The organism is Paracoccus sp. 22332 (assembly GCF_052045125.1).
Classification (GTDB): Bacteria; Pseudomonadota; Alphaproteobacteria; order Rhodobacterales; family Rhodobacteraceae; genus Paracoccus; species Paracoccus haematequi_A.
Map to the genome: position 1 here is coordinate 319,468 of NZ_JBQEOI010000003.1, position 21,237 is coordinate 340,704.

Sequence of the window (21,237 nt, forward strand, 5' to 3'; positions counted from 1 at the left end):
CCCCCCGGGATATTTGGGCACAGAAGATGGTCAGGCCCGAGGGGCGGCGGCGCGGCGCAGGCGGTCGTTGATCGCGGCGCCCAGGCCGTGGTCGGGGATCGGGGCCACGGCGATCGGACGGCCCTCGCGGTCGGCGCGGCGCAGGGTGTCGAACAGCCGCGCGGCGGCCTGAGCCAGGTCGCCGGTGTCAGACAGCGTGAACGGGCCGGGGGCGGCGAAGGCGATATGCGTTTCCCCTGGCGCGGGCGCCGCTGCGTTCAGGCGCAGCGTGGCCTGGGGGGCATAGTGGCTGGTCAGTTGTCCCGGCGCGTTCGGGGCCGAAGGATCGGCCTGGTGATCCGCAAGCGGACGGCCCAGGGCGGCGGCGATGGTTTCGGCCGGGATGCCGCCGGGTCGCAGCAGGGTGGCGCGGCCGCCGGGCCAGCCGACGATGGTGGATTCCAGGCCCACCGGGCAGGGGCCTGCGTCCAGCACGGCGGCGATGCGGCCGTCCAGCCCGCCGTCGGGATCCAGCACATGATCGGCGCTGGTCGGGCTGATCCGGCCCGAGGCATTGGCCGAGGGCGCGGCCAGTGGACCGGCCAGCCGCAGCAGCGCCTGCGCGACGGGATGGGCGGGCACGCGGATCGCCACGGTGGGCAGCCCTGCCGTGACCAGCGAGGCAATGCCCGCATCCGCGCGCAGGGGCAGGACCAGCGTCAGGGCGCCGGGCCAGAAGGCGGCGGCCAGGATGTCGGCCTGGGGGGGCAGGTCGGCGATTCCGCGGGCGGCGTCCAGATCCGGGACATGCACGATCAGCGGGTTGAAGCTGGGCCGCCCCTTGGCCTTATAGATCTGCGCGACCGCCAGTCCGTCGCGGGCATCGCCCGCCAGGCCATAGACCGTCTCGGTCGGGATCGCCACGACCTGGCCCTGGGCCAGCAGGGCCGCCGCGCGGGCGATGCCCGCCTGGTCTGGGAACAGTCTTTCGGTCCGCATCCGTGACGCCGGGTTTCGGTTGAGCCTTGTCCGCAGCCTCTTAAGATGATCTGCGACAACAGTTTGATAGTCGCGCCGGTTGTGATTGCCAAGGCGCCAAAGGGGGGACCAGATGAGCTACAAGGCGCCGGTCGCGCAGATCGACTTCATCCTGAACCATGTCGTGCCGTTCCGCGATCTTGCCGGAACCGACCGCTTTGCCGAGGCGACGCCGGACACCGCCGCCGCGATCCTGGCCGAGGCCGGGAAGCTGGCGACCCATGTCCTGGCACCGCTGAACCGCAAGGGTGACGAACATCCGGCGGTGCTGGAAAACGGCCGGGTGCGGTCCTCGCCGGGTTACGCGGAAGGATTCCGGGCGATCGCCGAAGGCGGCTGGATCGGGCTGTCCGCCGATCCCGACCATGGCGGGTCGGGCCTGCCGCAGGCGCTGAACATGGCCGTGGCCGAGATGATGGCGGGCGCCTGCCTGGCCTTGCAGCTGAACCCGCTGCTGACCCAGGGCCAGATCGAGGCGCTGGAGCATCATGCCAGCGACGAGTTGAAGGCGCTGTACCTGCCGAAGCTGATTTCCGGTGAATGGTCGGGGACGATGAACCTGACCGAACCCGGCGCGGGCAGCGATGTGGGGGCGCTGGTGACCAAGGCCGAACCGGACGCCGAGGGCACCTATCGCATCACCGGGCAGAAGATCTTCATCACCTGGGGCGACAGCGACGTGACCGAGAACGTCTGCCACCTGGTGCTTGCGCGGCTGCCGGACGCGCCCAAGGGGACTCGCGGGATCAGCCTGTTCATGGTGCCGAAGCTGATTCCCGATGCGGCGGGCAGGCCGGGCGTGGCCAACAGCCTGAAGGTCGTCAGCCTGGAGGAGAAGCTGGGCATCCACGGCAGCCCCACCTGCGTGATGAGCTTCGAGGGCGCGACCGGCTGGCTGGTCGGTGCCGAACACAAGGGCATGGCCGCGATGTTCACGATGATGAACTGCGCCCGGCTGGGCGTCGGGATGCAGGGCGTCGGCGTGGCCGAGGCGGCCTTGCAGCAGGCGGTCGCCTATGCGGCGGATCGCAACCAGATGGGGCCGATCATCCGGCATCCCGACGTGCGCCGGATGCTGGCCACCGCGCGGGCCGAGGTGTTCGCGGCCCGTGCCATCGGCCTGGCCTGCGCCACCGCCATCGACCTCGAGCGCGCCACGGGCGATGCGGTCCACGCCGCCCGCGCGGCCTTCCTGACGCCCATCGCCAAGGCCTATGGCACCGATGTGGGCTGCCGCGTCGCCGATATCGGCGTGCAGGTCCATGGCGGCATGGGCTATGTCGAGGAAACCGGCGCCGCCCAGTATCTGCGCGATGTGCGGATCACCCCGATCTATGAGGGCACGAACGGCATCCAGGCGATGGATCTGGTGGGCCGCAAGCTGTCGGACGGGGGCGACGCCGCCCTGCGCCTGCTGGACGAGATCGCGGACGGCGCGAAATCCGCGCAGGCGGACCATCCGCAGATGGCGAATCAACTGTGGCAGGCGGCCGAGACGCTGCGCGAGGCGACCCAGGCTCTGCTGGACCGCGACCTGCCCGAACGCTTCGCGGGGGCGGTGCCCTATCTGACCGCCTTCGCGCGGGTGCTGGGCGGGCTTTATCACCTGCGGGCCGCGCAGGCGGGCGGCGAATCGCATCGGGCCCTGGCGCGCGTCTTCATGGCCCGTGTGCTGCCGCGCCACGCCTCGGATCTGGCCGAGGCGGTAGCGGGGCGGGACGACCTGACCGGCATCGACGACGCCGCGCTGTCGGGCGATTTCGCGGCGTGATCGGCTATCCCTTCGATACCCCGCCCCAGCCGGGGCAGGCGGTGACGGTCGCGCCGGGCGTGTTGTGGATGCGCCTGCCGCTGCCGATGGCGCTGGATCACGTCAACGTCTATGCCCTGGATGAGGGCGACGGCTGGACGCTGGTCGATACCGGCTTCGACACCCCCGTCAGCCGCGAGGTCTGGGAGACGCTGCTGGCCGGGCCGCTGGAAGGCAGGCCGGTCCGCCGCGTGATCGGCACCCATCACCACCCCGACCATATCGGGCTGGCGGGCTGGTTCATGGCGCGTGACGGGGCCGAACTGGCGATCAGCCGCACCGCCTGGCTGACCGCGCGGATGCTGGTGCTGGACCGGCAGGACCGCGCCAGCCCTGAATCGCTGGCCTTCTGGCGGCGTGCCGGGATGCCTGCCGACCTGCTGGAAAAGCGGGCGGCGGAACGGCCCTTCAACTTTGCCGATGTGGTCCATCCGCTGCCGCTGGGCTTCACCCGGCTGGCGGACGGCCAGGAGATCGGCTTCGGGGGCCGCCGCTGGCGCGTCGCCATGGGCCATGGCCATGCCCCCTGCCACGCGACCTTCTGGTCGCTGGACGACGATCTGGTGATCGGCGGCGACCAGTTGCTGCCCTCGATTTCGCCCAATCTGGGGGTCTATCCGACCGAACCCCAGGCGGACCCTGTCGGCGAATGGCTGGAAAGCTGCCAGCGGATGCGGGATCTGGCGCAACCAGGGCATCTGGTGCTGCCGGGCCACAAGCTGCCCTTCACCGGCCTGCCCACGCGGCTGCGGCAGTTGATCGACAATCACCATTCCGCGCTGGACCGCCTGACCGCCGCGCTGCGCGAGGCGCCGCGCACGGCGGTCGGCTGTTTCGACATCCTGTTCAAGCGCCGGATCGGCGCGGACGAATTCGGCCTGGCCCTGGTCGAGGCTGTGGCCCATGTGAACCACCTGAACCGGCTGGGGATCGTCACACAGGTCGGCACCAGAGACGGCGCCGCGCTGTGGGGGGCGTGACAGCGCAGGCGGTTTCCGTTATCGCAAGGACGAACCGGACAGGAGGGCAGGCGCATGGCCACGCATCATCACCACGATACCGACCACAAGATCGGCACCATGGACATCACCGAACAGCAGCGGACCTTCGCGGGCTTTCTGAAGTTCGCGACCTGGGTCGGCATCCTGTCGATTCTGGTCCTGATCTTCATGGCCCTGGTCAACAGCTGATCGGTCAGGCGGGAATTCCATGAAAAGACGCGTCTTTCTGGCGGCGGCGCTGCCCGTCGCCCTGGCTGCCTGCGGCGCCCAGAAGGTTTGGGATTCGGACGAGGAACTGCGCGCGGCGCGCTTTGTCTCGGACGAACCGCCCTCGATCACGCTTTTTACGGTGATCGGCATTCCGCGCGGCGAAGGCGGGCATTCGGCCCTGATGATCAACGGCAGCCAGCGGGTGATCTATGACCCGGCGGGAAGCTGGGAACATCCGCGCATCCCGGAGCGCAACGATGTGCTGTACGGGATCACCGACAACTTCAAGCACTTCTATATCGATTATCACGCCCGCAAGACCTATTGGGTGGCCGAGGATACGGTCCTTGTCAGCCGCGAAGTCGCAGACGCCGCAATCCGGGCGGTGGAATCGCAGGGCGCCTCGCCCAAGAGCTATTGCGCGGTGAATACGGGCAAGGCCCTGCGGCGCGTTCCGGGGTTCGAAAGCGCGCCCACCGGCTTTTCGCCGCTGAAGCTGCGCGACTGGTTCCTGACCCTGCCGGGCGTGCAGTCGAAACGCCATATGGATGGCGATCCGGCCAACAACCACGACGTGCTGATCCGCCAGAAGAACGGGCAGATCGTCGGCTACAACATGTAAAGCAGGCCGAACAGCGTGATCGCCCCGGCGACGATCGCCAGGATCATGTTCTTCGTCCACAGGCCGACCGCCACCGTGACGGTGGCGGCGGCCATCCGTGCCGGATCGGGCTGGCCTCCGGTCGCGGCGGGCCAGACGACCAGCGGCGCGACCAGGGCGGGCAGCACCGCCACGGGGGTATAGCGCAGCATCCGCAGCACCCATTCCGGCAGATCCCGGCTGCCGAGCGCGCCCAGGAACGACCAGCGGATCAGGAAGGTGCCGATGCCCAGCACCAGGATGACCAGCCAGACGGTCAGGTCGGATATGCCGTTGCTCATGGCCGCGCCCCTTTCCGGGACCGGGATTCGACGGCGGCGCCCGCCGCCATCCCCAGCGGCGCCGCGATCAGCAGGCCCAGCCCCGCGGGCAGACCCGCCAGCACCAGCGATCCCAGCACTGCGACGAAGCAAGCCGCCAGATGCGCGGGCGTGCGCAGCATCGGCGCGATCATCGCCAGGAAGGTGATGGGCATCGCGAAATCCAGGGCGATGTCGTCGGGAATCGCCTTTCCGACCGTCGCGCCCAGCCAGGAAAAGGCCATCCACGGCAGGCAGACCACCATCACCACCCCCGCGAAGAAGGCCAGCCGGTGCGGCAGGGTCATGCGCGGGTTCGCCTCGTATTCCTGGATCGACAGGGCATAGCTCTGATCGACCAGGGCATAGGCGACCCAGGCCTTCTGCCCGGCCGAGGCATCGCGCAGCCAGGGCACCAGCGAGGCCGAATACATCGCCATGCGCAGATTCACCGCCAGGCAGGACAGGATCACGATGATGACCGAGGCGTTGTCGGACAGCAGTTGGACCGCCGTGAACTGCGAGGCCCCCGCCAGCACCAGCACCGAAAACCCCATCACCTGCGCCACGTCCATGCCCGCCTCGGTCGCGACGACCCCGAACAGCAGCGCAAAGGGGATCATCACGATCAGGAAGGGCAAGGACTTCACCGCGCCGCGCAGGAAGGTCTGGCGCAGGGTGGAGGGTTGACCGCCATCGGCAAGGGGCTGCCGGGAATCGGGACGGGGTTGGGGAACGGGGGACATGGGGGCTTTCGCATGGGGCCGGATCGCGGCACCTTCGTCGCACGACGCCCAATCGGAAGGCAAGGCCGCGTGCGGATCACGACCCCCATTCCCGCCCCGCTTCTGGGCGACGCCGCGCGGCTGTGGTGGGCCGCTTTCGCACCGCCTTTCGCAGGCGGGCGTCCGCCCGCCGTCCGCGCCTGCCACGGCATCGCGGCCGTCGGCGCGGACGGCCGCCTGGGCGGCGTGGCCGGGCTGCGGGACGCCAACGGTGGATTTCTGGCGGATCATCCCTGGCTGGCGCGCGCGCTGTACCGCGCGGCGCCCCCGACGGCCGATCTGGTGATCGACGGGATCGTGGTCGACGGCCCGCGCCGGGGCATCGGCCGGGCGCTTCTGGACCGGGCCGCCCAGGCCGCGCGTCGGGGAGGTCATCCCGGCCTGCGGGCCGAGGTCGAGATCCGCAACACCGTCGCAATGGCCTTTTATGCCGCCACCGGCTTTGCCGAGATCGGACGCGGCGCCTTCGGCTGGCCCTGGTCAGGCCCGGTGGCGATCCTGCATCGGCCGGTCTGACCGGCGTTGCGTCAGCCGAAGATCCCCGAGATGCGGCCCAGCAGCATGAAGGCGCGGGCCGACCGGGTCTGGGCCAGCACGGCGACCTGCGCATCGTCCATCTGCGGCAGGTGCCGGGTCAGCATGGCGTCGAAATGCCGCAGGAAATGATGGGTGGTATCGCGGAAGATCTCGTCCTTGCGCAGCAGGCTGGCCGCGATGTCGAGCGCCAGGGGATCCTGGATGCCGCCCAGGGCCGCCACCGCACTGCCCCGTTCGCCAGCCGCGAAGCGCCGCCAGACGGCCGCCGGGGCGGGGTCGGGGGGCAGATCGTCCATGTACAGATCCTGGCCTGCCAGCAGCGTCACCACGTCCTGGGCCGCGCGCAGGACGCGCGCCTGGCCGGGATCCTGCAAGGCGGCGCGCAGCGCGGCGATGGCGGGCGCGTCATCGGCCCCGTCGGGAAAGTTCAGCGCCCGGATCAGCGTTTCCGCATCGATGGGATCGCGCGGTTCGCCGCTGCCGCGCGTCGGCTGCGGACGCGGATCGGCAGCCGGCCGGGGCGCGGCGCGGGATGCTGCGGCGGCGACCGGAACAGCGGCGGGAGCCGGGCGGGGCTGCGGTTCGGCCTCGTCCGCGTCAGGCAGCGCGGGCCGAGGCGGCGCGCTGCGGGTCGCGGCCATGTCGCGCATCTGCGACAGGCGCAGGCGCAGGTCGGCGGCCTCGGCCCGCAGGACCGCCAGGGCGCGGGCCATGCCCACCGCCAGCCAGATCAGCGCCAGCGGCAGGATCGTGCCCATGACCGTGGCCAGCCGGGCGATGCCGCCGGGACTTCCCTCGGCCTCGGGGACCAGCAGCCAGAACAGGGCCACCAGGAACAGCCAGGCTGCGGTCAGCGCGATGCCGGTGACAGTCAGCGCGTCCCGCTGCGCCAGGCTGGTGATGCGGGCAACCAGGCTCATGGCTTATTCGAACCGAATCGCCAGGATTTCATAGCTGCGCTGCCCGCCGGGGGTGGCGACTTCGACGCTGTCGCCGACATCCTTGCCGATCAGCGCGCGCGCCAGCGGAGACCGGATGTTCAGCAGGCCGCTTTCGACATTCGCCTCGGCCTCGCCCACGATCTGATAGGTGCGCTCTTCCTCGGTGTCCTCGTCGATCAGGTGGACGATGGCGCCGAACTTGACCGATCCGGTCAGCTTGGCGGTGTCGATCACCTCGGCCCGCGACAGGATCGATTCCAGTTCCTTGATGCGGCCTTCGATGAAACCCTGCTTTTCGCGGGCGGCGTGATATTCGGCGTTTTCCGACAGGTCACCATGTTCGCGCGCCTCGGCGATCTGGCGGATGATGGCGGGGCGTTCCTTGGATTTCAGTTCGCCCAGTTCGCGTTCCAACGCGGCGCAGCCGCTGCGGGTCATCGGAATCTTTTCCATCGCTGCCCTGTCCTTCCGGGATGCGTTACCGTCCAAATGCTAAGGCAACGCCCCCGCCATTCGGATGGCAGGGGCGCGGCCTTGTTGTCGTCAACGTGACCTCAATTGCCGCGCCTTTGCAAGCCCGCCCGCGCCGGCAGCGGCAGATTTTAGCCGTCGCGTCAGCATTGCCGCGCTGCGGCAGAACCGTTACATGCAGACGGCAGCCAAGCAAGGGGGGAGCCTAGCCATGACGGACGACATGCAGATCGAACGCGAGGCGATGGAGTATGACGTGGTCATCGTCGGCGCCGGGCCGTCTGGTCTGTCGGCGGCGATCCGGCTGAAGCAGATCGACCCGGATCTGTCGGTCGTGGTGCTGGAAAAGGGGTCCGAGGTCGGCGCGCATATCCTGTCGGGCGCGGTGCTGGATCCTGTCGGCCTGAACCGGCTGATCCCCGATTGGCGCGAAAAGGGCGCCCCGGTCAGGACCGAGGTGGTTGACGACAACTTCTACGTCCTGGGCGAGGCAGGGCAGGTGCGGGTGCCGAACTGGCCGATGCCGCGGCTGATGAACAACCACGGCAACTATATCGTCAGTATGGGCAGCGTCTGCCGCTGGCTGGCCGAGCAGGCCGAAGAACTGGGCGTCGAGATCTTCCCCGGCATGGCCGCGTCGCAGGTGGTCTGGGATGGCGACCGCGTGAAGGGCGTCGTCGCCGGAGAGATGGGCCTGCAATCCGACGGCACGCCCGGCCCGCATTACGAACCCGGCATGGAGCTGCACGGCAAGTACGTCTTCATCGGCGAGGGCGTGCGCGGCAGCCTTGCGAAAGAGATCATCAGCCGCCTGAACCTGTCCGACGGCCACGAGCCGCAGAAATTCGGCCTGGGCATGAAGGAGATCTGGGAGGTCAGCCCCGAGAAGTTCCGACAAGGCCGCGTTGTCCACACCATGGGCTGGCCCCTAGGCAAGAACGCCGGCGGCGGCAGCTTCATCTATCACTACGAGGACAACCTGGTGATGGTGGGCTTCGTGGTCCACCTGAACTACGAGAACCCGTATCTGTATCCCTACATGGAGTTCCAGCGCTTCAAGCACCACCCGATGGTGGCCGAGCTTCTGGAAGGCGGCAAGCGCATCAGCTATGGCGCGCGCGCGATCAGCGAGGGGGGGTACCAGTCGCTGCCGGAACTGTCCTTCGCGGGCGGGGTGTTGCTGGGCTGTTCGGCGGGCATGGTCAACGTGCCGCGCATCAAGGGCAACCACAACGCCATGATCTCGGGGATCGAGGCGGCCGAGGCGGCGGCGGCGGCGATCGCGGCGGGGCGCGAGGGCGACCGGCTGGAGGACTATGATCGCGCGGTGCGGACGGGCGATATCGGCAAGGATCTGAAGAAGGTCCGCAACGTCAAGCCCGCCTGGTCGCGCTATGGGCTGTGGCCGTCGCTGGTACTTGGCGGCATGGACATGTGGGGGGCGGGGCTGACCGGGCGCAACATCCTGGGCGGGTGGAAGCACGGCAAGACCGACGCCGAGGCCACCGGCAAGGCCGCCAAGTTCAAGCCCATCGACTATCCCAAGCCGGACGGCAAGCTGTCCTTCGACCGGCTGACCAACGTGGCCTTTTCCTTCACCAACCACGAGGAAAGCCAGCCCTGCCACCTGAAGCTGAAGGATCCGACCGTCCCGATCCGGGTGAACCTGCCCGAATACGCCGAGCCCGCGCAGCGATACTGCCCGGCCGGCGTCTATGAGGTCGTGGAAGACGCCAATGGCCCGCGCTTCGTGATCAACTTCCAGAACTGCGTCCACTGCAAGACCTGCGACATCAAGGATCCCAGCCAGAACATCGTCTGGACCACCCCGCAAGGCGGCGACGGGCCGAATTACCCGAATATGTGATCGGGCAGGCGGGGGCAGGCGTTGCCCCGCCTGTGGCGCCGCGTTAGGGTCGACAAAACGTTTTCGTGACTTTCCGGGATGGACGCCGTGACCCTGACCCGCCCGAATCTGGCCCTGATCGCCGCCCTGATGGCGGCGCTGGCGCTGCCTGCGGGCGCGCAGGAACGGCCTGCTCCGCGCCCTGAAGGCGATGCGCCTGACGCCGCCGCGGCCCAGGCGCCAAAGCCCGATGCCGCGCCGCTGACCTTCGGGTTGGCTGGGCCGTTCCTGGCCGCGCGCATGGCGACGGTGGAAAGCGACTTCCAGGCCGCCGCGCGATATTTCGTGCAGGCCGTGGCCCATGATCCCGGCGACCGCTTCTTGCAGGACAGCGCCCTGGTTGCCCTGGTATCCGCCGGAGAGATCGACCGCGCCGTGGCCCTTGCCGACCGCATCGGCTCCGAGGGCGAGCCGACCGAACTGTCGCATCTGATCCACCGCGCCGACCTGGTGCATTCCGGCGACTGGACCGGGCTGCTGGCCGATGTGGGCACGCCCGGCGACGCGGAATCGGAAGCCGACCTGCTGGCTGGCATGCTGCGCGGCTGGGGCCTTCTGGGCGCCGGCAAGGCGTCCGAGGCGCTGGCCGAATTCGAACGCCTGTCCCGCGTCCCAGGCGTGGCGCCGATGGTGAACTATCACCTGGCGCTGGCCCGCGCGCTGGTCGGCGATTACGAAGGCGCCGAATCGCTGCTGGCCGACGATATGACCGGCGCGCATATCCTGGGCTTTACCGCCCGCGCGCAGATCCTCGCCCAGCTTGAGCGGCGCGACGACGCCGTGGCCATGATCGAGGCGATTCCGGGCGTCGAGGCCGAACCGCAGCTTCTGGCCCTGCGCGACCGGATCAAGTCCGGCCAGCCGGTGGCCTTCGACGTGGTCAGGACGCCCGCCGACGGCATCGCGCAGGTGTTCCTGACCTTCGCATCGGCGCTGCTCTCCAGCCCGGATCCCGAACCCCTGTCGCTGATTCACGCCCGACTGGCCGCCTGGCTGTCGCCCGACACTGCCGAGGCGCGGCTGATGGTCGCCCAGATCCTCCAGGAACGTCAGCAGTTCGACCTGGCGGAACCCGAATTCGACGCGCTGCGCCGCATGGGCCAGATGCGGCCCGTCGCGGAACTGTCGCGCATCGACACCCTGTCGCGGGCCGGTCGGACCGAAGAGGCGGGCAAGGCCGCGCTGTCCCTGACGGCCGCCTATCCCGACCTGCCGCAGGCCTGGATCGCACTGGGCGACCTGCTGCGCCAGCAGGAAAAATTCGCCCAGGCCGTGCCCGCCTATGACAAGGCCTTGGCTCTGCTGGCCGACGCCCCCGCCGATGCCCGCTGGTTCCCGCTGTATGCGCGCGGCATCGCGCTGGAACGGTCGCAGCAATTCGACCGGGCCGAGGCCGATTTCCTGGCCGCCATCGAGATCCGCCCGAACCAGGCCAGCCTGCTGAACTATCTGGGCTACAGCTGGATCGACCGGAACGAAAATCTGGACCGTGCCCTGGACCTGATCAAGAAGGCGGTCGAGCTGTCGCCGGACGACGGCTATATCCTCGATTCGCTGGCCTGGGCCTATTACCGCCTCGGCCGCTATCAGGACGCGGTCGAGCCGATGGAGCGGGCGATTTTGACCATGTCCCAGGATCCGCTGGTCAACGACCATCTGGGCGACATCTACTGGAAGGTGGGCCGCCACCGCGAGGCCGAAATCCAGTGGCACCGCGCTCTGTCGCTGGACCCCACCGATACCGACGACGTGGATCCCGACCGCATCCGCGCCAAGCTGGACCGGGGCCTGGATGCCGTCCTGGCCGAGGAAGCGGCGGGCGCCGTCGAAACCCCCGCGTCCGCCCCGCAGGCCGCGAACAACTAAGGCGATGCCCGTCACCGAGGCTGCGCCGGCCAAGCTGAACCTTGCGCTGCATGTCACCGGGCGCCGCGCGGACGGCTATCACCTGCTCGATTCGCTGGTGGGCTTTGCCGGGGTGGGGGATGTCGTCTCGCTGGACGCCGGGCCTCTGTCGCTGCGGATCGAAGGTCCGTTCGCGGCGGCGCTGTCGGGGGATGACAACTTGTGCCTGCGCGCTGCGCGGCTGGCGGGGGCGGATGCGGCGATCACCCTGACCAAGAACCTGCCCGTCGCCAGCGGCATCGGTGGCGGGTCCGCAGATGCGGCGGCGGTGCTGCGGGCGCTGGCGCGGCTGGGCCACCCGCTGCCCGCGCGGGCCGAGCGGCTGGGCGCGGATGTGCCGGTCTGCCTGGCCTCCACCCCTGCGCGGATGCAGGGGGTGGGGCAAATCCTGACCCCCCTGCCGCCCTTGCCCGCGATCCCGCTGGTGCTGGCCAATCCGGGCGTGGCGCTGTCCACGCCGCTGGTCTTCGCTGCCATGGATCGTCGCGACAATCCCGGCCTGCCCGACATTCCCCGCTTTGCCGGGCCGGCGGATCTGGTGGAATGGCTGGCCGCGACGCGCAACGACCTGGAGGCCCCCGCCCGCGCCATTGCCCCGGTCGTCGGCCAGGTGCTGGAGGCGCTGCGGGCGACGGGCGCCGGGTTTGCGCGCATGTCGGGGTCCGGGGCCACCTGCTTCGGGCTCTACGACAGCGCCGACCGGGCCCGGATTGCCGCCGCCGCGTTGAAACAGCATGGCTGGTGGGCGGTCGCGACGGAACTGGCACCCCCGCCCCCGTCCCGCTAGACTGCCGCGAAACAGGGGGACATCCATGCTGCGTCTTGGCGTCAACATCGATCACGTCGCAACCATCCGCAACGCGCGCGGCACGCCCTGGCCCGACCCGCTGCGCGCTGCCCGTATCGCGGAAGCTGCGGGCGCCGACGGCATAACCGCCCATCTGCGCGAAGACCGCCGCCACATCAGCGATGCCGACATCGACGCGCTGATGGCGAACCTGACGCTGCCCCTGAACCTGGAAATGGCGGCCACGGCGGAAATGCAGGCCATCGCTCTGCGCCACCGCCCCCACGCCGTCTGCATCGTCCCCGAGAAACGAGAGGAACGCACCACCGAGGGCGGCCTGGACGTGGCGGGGAACGAAGCGATGCTGGCCGACTATATCGCCCCCCTGCGCGAGGCGGGCAGCCGTGTGTCGCTGTTCATCGGCCACGATCCCGCCCAGATAGAAGCCGCCGCCCGCATCGGCGCGGCGGTCGTGGAACTGCATACCGGCGCCTATTGCGACCTGGACACCGAGGGCCGCCACGCAGACCGCGACGCCGAACTGGCGGGCCTTGTCGAAGGCGCGCGCCTGGCCGACAGCCTGGGGCTGGAGGTTCATGCGGGCCACGGCCTGACCTTCGCCACGGTCGGCCCCATCGCCGCGATCCCGCAGATCAAGGAGCTGAACATCGGCCATTTCCTGATCGCCGAATCCGTCTTTACCGGCCTGGACGACGCGATCCGCGAAATGCGGCGCAGGATGGACGAGGCGCGCGCATGATCCGCCTTGTCCTCGCCCTGGTCTTCCTCGCCGCCCCCGCCGTTGCGCAGCAGGTCCAGCCCTGCGACAACGCCCCCGCCGAAAGCATCGCCGAGCCGTGGGAGGAGAACATCGCCTCCTATGCCGAGGGGCAGGTCCGCGTGGCGGTGCTCGACATGATCGAGCCTGCGGGCGGGGCGCTGAAACTGCTGGTCATCAGCCCGCCGCGCGACGAAGTGGGGTATCGCCAGTGCCGCGTGATTCAGGCCGGCAACGGGCTGGGGTTCTATAACCTGGACTTCGCCGAACGGCGCGCCGGCTATGATCCCGCGCGCGGTCTGACCCTGACCCTGCCCGCGCAGCACTACCTGCCCGAGGATCCCGAGGGCGGCTGGTACGAACTGTCCCTGACCATCAACCAGCAGACGGGCGAGATCGCCGTGCAGGGCGCGAAGTGACCGGCAGCGCCTTCCTCATCCGAATATTCTTGATCCTGCCGGGACCACGCGGCGCATGATCCTGGGCATCGGCACCGACCTGGCCAATATCGACCGCATCGCGGGCACGCTGGACCGTTTCGGGGACCGCTTCCGCAACCGCGTCTTCACGCCTACCGAACTGGCCAAGGCCGCGCGCCGCAAGGACGAGGCCGGGACTCTGGCCAAACGCTGGGCCGCGAAAGAGGCGTGCAGCAAGGCGCTTGGCACCGGGCTTGCCATGGGCATCAGCTGGCGCGACATGGCGGTCAGCAACCTTCCCTCCGGCCAGCCGGTGATGGCGCTGACCGGATGGGCGGCGGACCGTCTGGCGACGATGACGCCGCCCGGCCACCGCGCCGTGGTTCACGTCACCTTGACCGACGATCACCCCTGGGCGCAGGCTTTCGTGGTGATCGAGGCGCTGCCCCTTGCGCCGCAATCTTGACTTTGCCCCCCGCCGGGGACCATGAACGCGCCAATGCGGCCAATCGCCCGCGCTTGACGACGAAGGACGACATCATGGCCGACAGCACGGCGGGCAAGAAAAAGGAAGGCATCTGGGAAACGGTCAAGACCGTGTTCTGGGCGCTGGTCATCGCGGGCATCTTTCGCACGCTGTTCTTCCAGCCCTTCTGGATTCCGTCCGGGTCGATGAAGGACACGCTGCTGATCGGCGATTTCCTGTTCGTCAACAAGATGGCTTATGGCTATTCGCAGTATTCCTGTCCCTTCGCGCTGTGCCCGATCAGCGGCCGGATCCTGGGCAGCGAACCCGAACGCGGCGATGTCGTGGTGTTCCGCCACCCGACGCGCGGCGTCGATTTCATCAAGCGGCTGATCGGCCTGCCCGGCGATACCGTGCAGATGCGCGGCGGCCGGCTGTTCATCAACGGCCAGGAAGTGCCGATCACCCCGGCGGGCGAGTTCGTCGAGATCAAGGAACAGCAGGGGCCGCAGGGCCTGGTGCCGCGCTGCGTCAACGACCCGGTGCCCGAGGGCGGCGACTGCATCAGCCAGCGCTTCACCGAAACCCTGCCGAACGGGCGCAGCCACGACATCCTGAACATCCAGGACGGGGCCTTCGCCGACGACACGCCGACCTTCACCGTTCCCGAAGGCCAGTATTTCTTCATGGGCGACAACCGCGACAATTCCGAGGATTCGCGCTTTCCGCAGGAAATCGGCGGCCTAGGCTTCGTTCCCGCCCAGTACCTGATCGGCCGCGCCGACCGGATCATGTTCTCGTCCGCGGGCCGCTCGCTTCTGTATTTCTGGACCTGGCGGGCGGATCGCTTCTTCAAGGCGGTCGATTGAAGCCGTCCGCGATGAAACCGGGCGCCGATATCCGCGCCTTCATGGCCCGCCTGGGACATGACTTCACGCGTCCCGACCTGCTGGTGCGCGCGCTGACCCACGGGTCCATCGCCACGACGACCCGGCCCGACAACCAGCGGCTGGAATTCCTGGGCGACCGCGTGCTGGGCCTGGTCATGGCCGAGGCGCTGTTCGACGCCGACCAGTCCGCCAGCGAGGGGCAACTGGCCCCCCGCTACAACGCCCTGGTCCGGGGCGAGACCTGCGCCGCCATCGCCCGAGAGATCGGGTTGGGCGAGGTGCTGAAGCTGGGCCGGTCCGAGATGATGTCGGGCGGCCGCCGCAAGGACGCCCTGCTGGCCGACGCGATGGAGGCCGTGCTGGCCGCCGTCTATCTGGACGCGGGGTTCGATGCCGCGCGCCGGATCGTGCTGCGCCTCTGGGCCGACCGGCTGGCGACGCTGGAGGACGATCCCCGCGATGCCAAGACCGCGCTTCAGGAATGGGCGCAGGCGCATGGAATGCCGCCGCCGACCTATGAACAGACCGACCGCAGCGGCCCGGACCACGCGCCGGTTTTCCTGATCACCGCCCGGCTGGCCGACGGACAACATGCCCAGGCCCAGGGCGCGGGAACGAAACGCAGCATCGAACAGGCCGCCGCCCAGGCGCTGCTGGACCGGCTGGAGGGCCGTGCATGACCGACACCAACCCCGCCATCACCGGCCCCACCCGCGCCGGTTTCGTCGCGCTGATCGGCGAACCGAATGCCGGGAAATCGACGCTGCTGAACCAGATGGTCGGCGCCAAGGTCAGCATCGTAACACACAAGGTCCAGACGACCCGCGCCCGGATCCGCGGCATCGCCATCCATGATGCGGCGCAGATCGTCTTCGTGGACACGCCCGGCATCTTCCGCCCGCGCCGCCGTCTGGACCGTTCGATGGTCGCCGCCGCCTGGGGCGGGGCGTCGGATGCCGACATCATCCTGCTGCTGGTCGAGGCGCATCGCGGGCTGTCCGACGGCGTGGTCGCCATCATCGATTCCCTGAAAAGCCTGGACAGCAAGACGCCGGTAGCCTTGGTCATCAACAAGATCGACCGGGTGAAGGCCGAAAGCCTGCTGGCGCTGTCGGCGGAACTGAATGCCGCCTATCCCTTCGTGCAGACCTTCATGATCTCGGCCGAAAAGGGCTATGGCTGCGACCAGTTGCGCGACTGGCTGGCGGAAACGCTGCCCGAAAGCCCCTGGCTTTACCCGGAAGACCAGATCGCCGACCTGCCGATGCGCATGATCGCGGCGGAAATCACCCGCGAAAAGCTGACTCTGCGCCTGCACGAGGAAATCCCCTATCAGCTGACCGTCGAGACCGAGGCTTGGGAGGAACGCAAGGACGGCTCCGCCCGGGTGGACCAGATCGTCTATGTCTCTCGTCCCGGCCACAAGGGTATCGTGCTGGGCAAGGGCGGAGAGACGATCAAGGCAGTGGGCCAGGCCGCGCGGGCCGAGATGGAGGAATTCATGGGCCGCCGCGTCCATCTGTTCCTGCAGGTCAAGGTTCGGGAAAACTGGCTGGACGAGGCGGAACGGTATAACGAAATGGGCCTCGATTTCCGCGACGGCGATGCCTGAACCCCGGCTTGCGACGGGGATCTGGGTTTCCGCCTATCTGGCGCGGCTGGGGCTGGCGAATATCCCGGCCTATGTCACCGCGCGGGGGGACGAGACGGCGGGCGCGGTGCTGGTGAAATGCGCCCGGCTGGACGGGACCGCCGCGCTTTACGGGCGCGAATGGGATTTCGACAGCGACACCCGCCCCTGGCAGGTGTTGGCCCAGGGCGACGAGCGCGAGGTGGACCAGGCCGTCGTCCGCCAGCGCGGTTTCGATCCCGACCTGTGGGTGGTGGAAATCGAAAGCCGCGACGGGCGCACCCTGCTGGACGAACCAGGGCTGGCGTGATTCCTGTTTGCAGAATATGCAGATCCCATGAGCACTCCGCCCCCTTCTGGTGATTCCCCGCGCGGCCTGATCCTGGCCATCGCCACCTATGTCATGTGGGGCTTCCTGCCGCTGTTCATGAAGCAGCTTGCCCATGTCCCCCCGTCCGAGGTGATCGCCCATCGCGTGCTGTGGTCGCTGCCGATCGCGCTGGCGGTCCTGCTGTGGCAGGGCCGCTGGGCCGAGGTCGGCCAAGCCCTGCGCCAGCCGCGCCTGCTGGGCATGGCGCTGGTCACGGCGGCGCTGATCTCGGTCAACTGGATGATCTATGTCTGGGCGGTGGGCAACGGCCACGCGCTGGACGCGGCGTTGGGATATTATATCAACCCGTTGTTCAGCGTTGCCTTGGGCGCGACGCTGTTGCGCGAACGGCTGAGCCGGGCGCAGCTTGCGGCCATCGCCCTGGCGGCGCTGGCGGTGGTGGTGCTGACCGTGCAACTGGGCCGCCTGCCGCTGGTGGCGATCGGGCTGACGCTGACCTGGGGCGTCTATGCCTTCTGCAAGAAAAGCCTGCCGCTTGGTCCGACGCAGGGCTTCACGCTGGAGGTTCTGCTGCTGACGCCGCTGGCCTTGGCCTATGTGATCTGGCTGACGGCATCGGGCCAGTCGCATTTCGCGGCGGGCAATGCCGCCGATACGATCCTGCTGGCGGCCTGCGGGCTGGTGACCGCCGTGCCGCTGCTGTGCTATGCGACGGCCGCCAAGCAGCTGCGGCTGTCCACCATCGGCATCCTGCAATATATCGCGCCGACGATGATCTTCCTGACCGCCGTGCTGGTCTTCGGTGAACCGTTCGGCCTGGCGCAGATGATCGCCTTCCCGATGATCTGGGCGGCGCTGGCGATCTATTCGCTGTCGCTGCTGCAAGGCGCGGGCGCGCGGCGGCGCACCAACCGCGACCTGACGCGAAGGATGCAATGAACGCCATGACGCTGCCCCGCCAGCGCATCACCCTGATCACCCTCGGGGTGGCCGACATGGCCCGCGCCCGGCGCTTTTACGAGGCCTGGGGTTGGGCGCCGCATGGCAGTTCGCAACCGGGCGTGACCTTCTATCAGATGAACGGCGCGGTGCTGGCGCTGTTCGGGCGGGACGATCTGGCCGCCGACCAGGGGCGCCCCGGTGCGGGTCTGGGAACCGGGGCGGTGACGCTGGCGCAGAACTGCGCCGACGACGCGGAAACCGATGCGGTGTTCCAGGCGGCGCTTGAGGCGGGCGCGGCGGTTCTGAAGCGCCCCGAGAAGGTTTTCTGGGGCGGCTATTCCGGTTATTTCGCCGATCCCGACGGCCATGTCTGGGAAATCGCCACCAACCCGTTCTGGCCGCTGGATTCGGACGGGTCGCTGACCCTGCCGGACGCCTGAATGGAGTGGCAGGCCGAAGGCACGGTCCTGGCCCGGCGCCCGCATGGCGAAACCTCGGTGATCCTGGATGTGCTGACCGACCTGCACGGGCGCCATTCGGGGCTGGTGCCGGGCGGCGTGTCGCAAAAGCGTGCGGCGATGCTGCAACCCGGATCGCGGCTGGATCTGCGCTGGCGGGCGCGGCGCGACGACCAGTTGGGCACCTTCGCGGTTGAACCCGTGCGGCTGCGGTCGGGGCTGCTGGCCGATCCGCTGGCGCTTGCGGGGCTGAACGCGGTCTGTTCGCTGCTGATCTTCGCCCTGCCCGAACGCGATCCCCATCCGGTGCTGGTCGGCGCGACCGAACGCCTGCTGGATCTGATGGAGGCGGGGGCCGACTGGAGCCAGGATTACCTGCGATGGGAAATGCGCCTGCTGGACGAAATGGGATTCGGCCTGGACCTGTCGGCCTGCGCGGTGACGGGCGCCGCGCAGGGGCTGGCCTATGTCAGCCCGAAATCAGGCCGCGCGGTCAGCCGCGAAGGGGCGGGTGATTGGGCCGACCGGCTGCTGCCCTTGCCGGGCATCCTGGGCGGGGCGGGCGACAATCGCGGTCAGGGCCTGGCCGAGGGGCTGGCGATCACCGGGCATTTCCTGAACGCCCGCCTGGCCGCCGAACTGGTGGGCCGCCCGGTCCCGGCAGCCCGCCAGCGTCTTGTGGACCGGCTGGCGCGCGGCCAGCCGAAGGGCGGTCACTGACCCGCACGCGCCTGATCCAGCGCGGTGACCTGGCCCTGCGTCTCGGTCACGCCGCGTTCGAAGATCAGCCAGGTCAGGGGCGATTTCACCTTCAGCACGCCACCGTAATATTCCATCTCGGTCGCCGATTGCAGAACCTGGAAGAAGCGGTTCTCGATCGTGGTGTTCTTGCCGCAATCGACATGGGTCGTTTGCAGCGGCGACAGCGCCACCAGCGGCAGTTCGGCGTTGTTCTTGGCGCCATAGCCGTTGCAGGGGCCACGGCCCGAGACCGCGGATTCCGAAATCGTCAGCGTCATGTTGCGCAGCGGCACGGTCGCGCCGTCCATCCCCACCAAGGCATAGTCGCCGCCCGGAATGAAGCCGCGATCGTCGGGGGAAACGGGGGGCGTCTGTTCGCAGGCGGCAAGGGCAAGGGCTGCGGCGGCCAGCGCGCCGAATGTGCCGAGACGGGGCATGATGGAACTCCTTGAGGCGATCATCGAACGGGGTGCGGCAATTTCCGCATGAATTGCGGCACCCTAGACGAAATCGCGTCAGCCTAACAGCCGCCGGGCGATCACTTGAGCCTGAATTTCCGCCGCCCCTTCAAAAATATTCAGGATGCGTGCATCGCACAACACACGGCTGATCTGGTATTCCAGCGCAAAGCCGTTGCCGCCGTGGATTTGCAGGGCATTATCGGCACTGGACCACGCGACCCGCGCGCCCAGCAGCTTGGCCATCCCGGCCTCCAGGTCGCAGCGATGGCCGTGGTCCTTTTCCCAGGCGCTGAAATAGGTCAGCTGCCGGGCGATCATGATCTCGACCGCCATCATCGCCAGCTTGTCGGCCACGCGCGGGAAGGCGATCAGAGGCTTGCCGAACTGCTTGCGGTCCAGGGCGTATTGCAGGCCCAGTTCCATCGCGTTCTGCGCCACGCCGATGGCCCGCGCCGCCGTCTGGATGCGCGCCGATTCAAAGGTCTGCATCAACTGCTTGAAGCCCTGGCCGGTGACGCCGCCCAGCAGGTTTTCCGCCTTCACCTCGAACCCGTCGAAGGCCAGTTCGTATTCCTTCATGCCGCGATAGCCCAGCACCTCGATCTCTCCGCCGGTCATGCCGGGGGTGGGGAAGGGGTCGGCATCATCGCCCGGCGTCTTTTCGGCGATGAACATCGACAGGCCGCGATAATCGGTGGTGTCCGGATCGGTGCGGGCCAGCAGCGTCATCACATGGGTGCGCGCGGCATGGGTGATCCAGGTCTTGTTGCCGGTGATCTTCCAGACATCGCCGTCCCTGACCGCGCGGGTGCGCAGGCTGCCCAGGTCGCTGCCGGTGTTCGGTTCGGTAAAGACCGCCGTGGGCAGGATTTCCCCGCTGGCCAGGCGCGGCAGCCAATGCGTCTTCTGATCGTCGGTGCCGCCGCCCAGGATCAGCTCGGCCGCAATCTCGCTGCGGGTGCCAAGGCTGCCCACACCGATATAGCCGCGCGACAATTCCTCGGAGACGACGACCATCGCCGCCTTGGACATGCCCAGGCCGCCCAGGTTTTCCGGGATGGTCAGGCCGAAAACCCCCAGTTCGGCCAGTTCCTCGATGATCTCCATCGGGATGAAATCGTCCTTCAGGTGCCATTCATGGGCATGGGGCACCACCTTGTCGTCGGCCCAGCGGCGGAACTGGTCGCGGATCATTTCCAGATCCTCGTCCAGGCCGGTGGCGCCGAAAGTCGCGCTGCCCCTGTTCTCGGCCATCAGGGCGGCCAGCCGGGCGCGGGCGTCGGGGGTGTTGGCGGCCATCAGCGCGCGCGCCGTGTCCGAGGGCTGCCAGTCCACGCCCAGATCGGACAGGCGGGCGAATTCCGTCTGGCTCATCGGGATGCCCCCGGCGATCTGGGTCAGGTATTCGCCGAACCCGATCCGGGCGATCAGATCCTCGATCTCGCCGCCGACGCGGGTGGACCATGCGGCAAGCTGGCGCAGCGATTCGACATAGGTCGCCAGCCAGGACAGCGCATGGGCGGCGTGCTGGTGCTGCTCCAGCGCCTCGGCATCGACCTTGCCGCCGGGCGAGACCCTGGCGCGCAGCGCGTCGGTGGCGCGGGCTTGCAGGTCGGCCAGTTCGGACAGGACCAGATCGAACTGTTGCGGCATGTCTTTCATCGGAAATCCCCCTTGCGGCATTGCAGCATGGGTAACGCCTTCGCAGTCGCAGCGCAACAATTATGCGCTGTGAAGGTGTCGTGCGAACGAATATGTCTGCCCTGCGGCAGCGTGCCCGCCATTCCCATT

At 68.6% G+C, this 21,237-nt stretch carries 25 protein-coding genes; 18 read left to right on the forward strand and 7 right to left on the reverse strand.

From position 1 onward, the window contains the following. Positions 1-30: 30 nt before the first annotated feature. Positions 31-978, reverse strand: a complete 948-nt coding sequence (locus ACTJI6_RS05585; RefSeq protein ID WP_440798561.1) for an L-threonylcarbamoyladenylate synthase — start codon at positions 976-978, stop codon at positions 31-33. A gap of 112 nt (positions 979-1,090) precedes the next feature. Here ACTJI6_RS05585 and ACTJI6_RS05590 point away from each other — a divergent pair, with 112 nt between their 5' ends. Genes ACTJI6_RS05590 through ACTJI6_RS05605 form a run of 4 tightly spaced genes read left to right on the forward strand, consistent with a single transcriptional unit; the run spans position 1,091 to position 4,660 of the window. Beyond that, positions 1,091-2,788, forward strand: coding sequence for an acyl-CoA dehydrogenase (locus tag ACTJI6_RS05590; protein ID WP_440798563.1), 1,698 nt, complete (start codon positions 1,091-1,093; stop codon positions 2,786-2,788). After that, entirely contained in the window at positions 2,788-3,807 is a 1,020-nt protein-coding gene (locus tag ACTJI6_RS05595) for an MBL fold metallo-hydrolase (RefSeq protein WP_440798657.1), read from the forward strand. The genes ACTJI6_RS05590 and ACTJI6_RS05595 overlap by 1 nt, the downstream gene beginning before the upstream one ends. A 54-nt stretch (positions 3,808-3,861) precedes the next feature. Continuing rightward, on the forward strand, positions 3,862-4,017 hold the full coding sequence (locus ACTJI6_RS05600) for an aa3-type cytochrome c oxidase subunit IV (protein ID WP_126152971.1): 156 nt from the start codon (positions 3,862-3,864) through the stop codon (positions 4,015-4,017). A 19-nt stretch (positions 4,018-4,036) separates the two neighbouring features. Beyond that, on the forward strand, positions 4,037-4,660 hold the full coding sequence (locus ACTJI6_RS05605) for a hypothetical protein (protein WP_126152970.1): 624 nt from the start codon (positions 4,037-4,039) through the stop codon (positions 4,658-4,660). Here ACTJI6_RS05605 and ACTJI6_RS05610 read toward each other — a convergent pair. Continuing rightward, a complete protein-coding gene (locus ACTJI6_RS05610; RefSeq protein WP_440798565.1) occupies positions 4,648-4,980 on the reverse strand; it encodes an AzlD domain-containing protein in 333 nt (110 codons plus the stop codon). The genes ACTJI6_RS05605 and ACTJI6_RS05610 overlap by 13 nt on opposite strands. Continuing rightward, entirely contained in the window at positions 4,977-5,744 is a 768-nt protein-coding gene (locus ACTJI6_RS05615) for an AzlC family ABC transporter permease (RefSeq protein ID WP_440798567.1), read from the reverse strand. Before ACTJI6_RS05615 ends, ACTJI6_RS05610 begins: the two co-directional genes overlap by 4 nt. A gap of 69 nt (positions 5,745-5,813) precedes the next feature. Here ACTJI6_RS05615 and ACTJI6_RS05620 point away from each other — a divergent pair, with 69 nt between their 5' ends. Further along, complete coding sequence (locus ACTJI6_RS05620; RefSeq protein ID WP_440798569.1) at positions 5,814-6,299, forward strand: GNAT family N-acetyltransferase; 486 nt, start codon at positions 5,814-5,816, stop codon at positions 6,297-6,299. A gap of 11 nt (positions 6,300-6,310) precedes the next feature. Here the strand turns inward: ACTJI6_RS05620 and ACTJI6_RS05625 are convergent, their stop codons facing one another. Together ACTJI6_RS05625 and greA are read right to left on the reverse strand one after the other, a co-directional pair. Continuing rightward, a complete protein-coding gene (locus tag ACTJI6_RS05625; RefSeq protein ID WP_440798571.1) occupies positions 6,311-7,240 on the reverse strand; it encodes a hypothetical protein in 930 nt (309 codons plus the stop codon). A gap of 3 nt (positions 7,241-7,243) precedes the next feature. Next, entirely contained in the window at positions 7,244-7,714 is a 471-nt protein-coding gene (gene greA, locus ACTJI6_RS05630) for a transcription elongation factor GreA (RefSeq protein WP_126152965.1), read from the reverse strand. A gap of 229 nt (positions 7,715-7,943) precedes the next feature. Here greA and ACTJI6_RS05635 point away from each other — a divergent pair, with 229 nt between their 5' ends. From ACTJI6_RS05635 to recO, 13 genes are all read left to right on the forward strand, one after another. After that, positions 7,944-9,599: an electron transfer flavoprotein-ubiquinone oxidoreductase gene (locus tag ACTJI6_RS05635; protein ID WP_440798573.1), complete on the forward strand. Its 1,656-nt coding sequence runs from the start codon at positions 7,944-7,946 to the stop codon at positions 9,597-9,599. Positions 9,600-9,686: 87 nt separating this feature from the next. Further along, the gene (locus ACTJI6_RS05640; protein WP_440798575.1) at positions 9,687-11,504 is read left to right on the forward strand and encodes a tetratricopeptide repeat protein; all 1,818 of its coding nucleotides are present in this window, start codon (positions 9,687-9,689) and stop codon (positions 11,502-11,504) included. 4 nt (positions 11,505-11,508) lie between these two features. Then, positions 11,509-12,330: a 4-(cytidine 5'-diphospho)-2-C-methyl-D-erythritol kinase gene (locus tag ACTJI6_RS05645; RefSeq protein WP_440798577.1), complete on the forward strand. Its 822-nt coding sequence runs from the start codon at positions 11,509-11,511 to the stop codon at positions 12,328-12,330. A 25-nt stretch (positions 12,331-12,355) separates the two neighbouring features. Beyond that, positions 12,356-13,090, forward strand: coding sequence for a pyridoxine 5'-phosphate synthase (locus tag ACTJI6_RS05650; RefSeq protein WP_440798579.1), 735 nt, complete (start codon positions 12,356-12,358; stop codon positions 13,088-13,090). After that, positions 13,087-13,527, forward strand: coding sequence for a hypothetical protein (locus ACTJI6_RS05655; RefSeq protein WP_440798581.1), 441 nt, complete (start codon positions 13,087-13,089; stop codon positions 13,525-13,527). The genes ACTJI6_RS05650 and ACTJI6_RS05655 overlap by 4 nt, the downstream gene beginning before the upstream one ends. Before the next feature lie 55 nt (positions 13,528-13,582). Next, a complete protein-coding gene (gene acpS / locus ACTJI6_RS05660) occupies positions 13,583-13,993 on the forward strand; it encodes a holo-ACP synthase (RefSeq protein ID WP_440798583.1) in 411 nt (136 codons plus the stop codon). Positions 13,994-14,067: 74 nt separating this feature from the next. Then, positions 14,068-14,862: a signal peptidase I gene (lepB, locus tag ACTJI6_RS05665; protein ID WP_440798585.1), complete on the forward strand. Its 795-nt coding sequence runs from the start codon at positions 14,068-14,070 to the stop codon at positions 14,860-14,862. Between the two features lie 11 nt (positions 14,863-14,873). After that, a complete protein-coding gene (gene rnc / locus ACTJI6_RS05670; protein ID WP_440798587.1) occupies positions 14,874-15,563 on the forward strand; it encodes a ribonuclease III in 690 nt (229 codons plus the stop codon). Then, on the forward strand, positions 15,560-16,495 hold the full coding sequence (gene era / locus ACTJI6_RS05675) for a GTPase Era (RefSeq protein WP_440798589.1): 936 nt from the start codon (positions 15,560-15,562) through the stop codon (positions 16,493-16,495). The genes rnc and era overlap by 4 nt, the downstream gene beginning before the upstream one ends. Continuing rightward, positions 16,488-16,823, forward strand: coding sequence for a DUF1491 family protein (locus ACTJI6_RS05680; RefSeq protein WP_440798591.1), 336 nt, complete (start codon positions 16,488-16,490; stop codon positions 16,821-16,823). Before era ends, ACTJI6_RS05680 begins: the two co-directional genes overlap by 8 nt. A gap of 27 nt (positions 16,824-16,850) precedes the next feature. Continuing rightward, complete coding sequence (rarD, locus tag ACTJI6_RS05685) at positions 16,851-17,783, forward strand: EamA family transporter RarD (RefSeq protein WP_440798593.1); 933 nt, start codon at positions 16,851-16,853, stop codon at positions 17,781-17,783. A gap of 11 nt (positions 17,784-17,794) precedes the next feature. Next, positions 17,795-18,226: a VOC family protein gene (locus tag ACTJI6_RS05690; protein ID WP_440798659.1), complete on the forward strand. Its 432-nt coding sequence runs from the start codon at positions 17,795-17,797 to the stop codon at positions 18,224-18,226. Further along, complete coding sequence (recO, locus tag ACTJI6_RS05695; protein WP_440798595.1) at positions 18,227-18,964, forward strand: DNA repair protein RecO; 738 nt, start codon at positions 18,227-18,229, stop codon at positions 18,962-18,964. It abuts the gene before it with no gap. Here recO and ACTJI6_RS05700 read toward each other — a convergent pair. After that, the gene (locus ACTJI6_RS05700) at positions 18,958-19,422 is read right to left on the reverse strand and encodes an META domain-containing protein (RefSeq protein WP_440798597.1); all 465 of its coding nucleotides are present in this window, start codon (positions 19,420-19,422) and stop codon (positions 18,958-18,960) included. The two genes, recO and ACTJI6_RS05700, sit on opposite strands and share 7 nt — an antisense overlap. A gap of 78 nt (positions 19,423-19,500) precedes the next feature. Next, complete coding sequence (locus ACTJI6_RS05705; RefSeq protein ID WP_440798599.1) at positions 19,501-21,129, reverse strand: acyl-CoA dehydrogenase family protein; 1,629 nt, start codon at positions 21,127-21,129, stop codon at positions 19,501-19,503. Between the last annotated feature and the right edge of the window lie 108 nt (positions 21,130-21,237).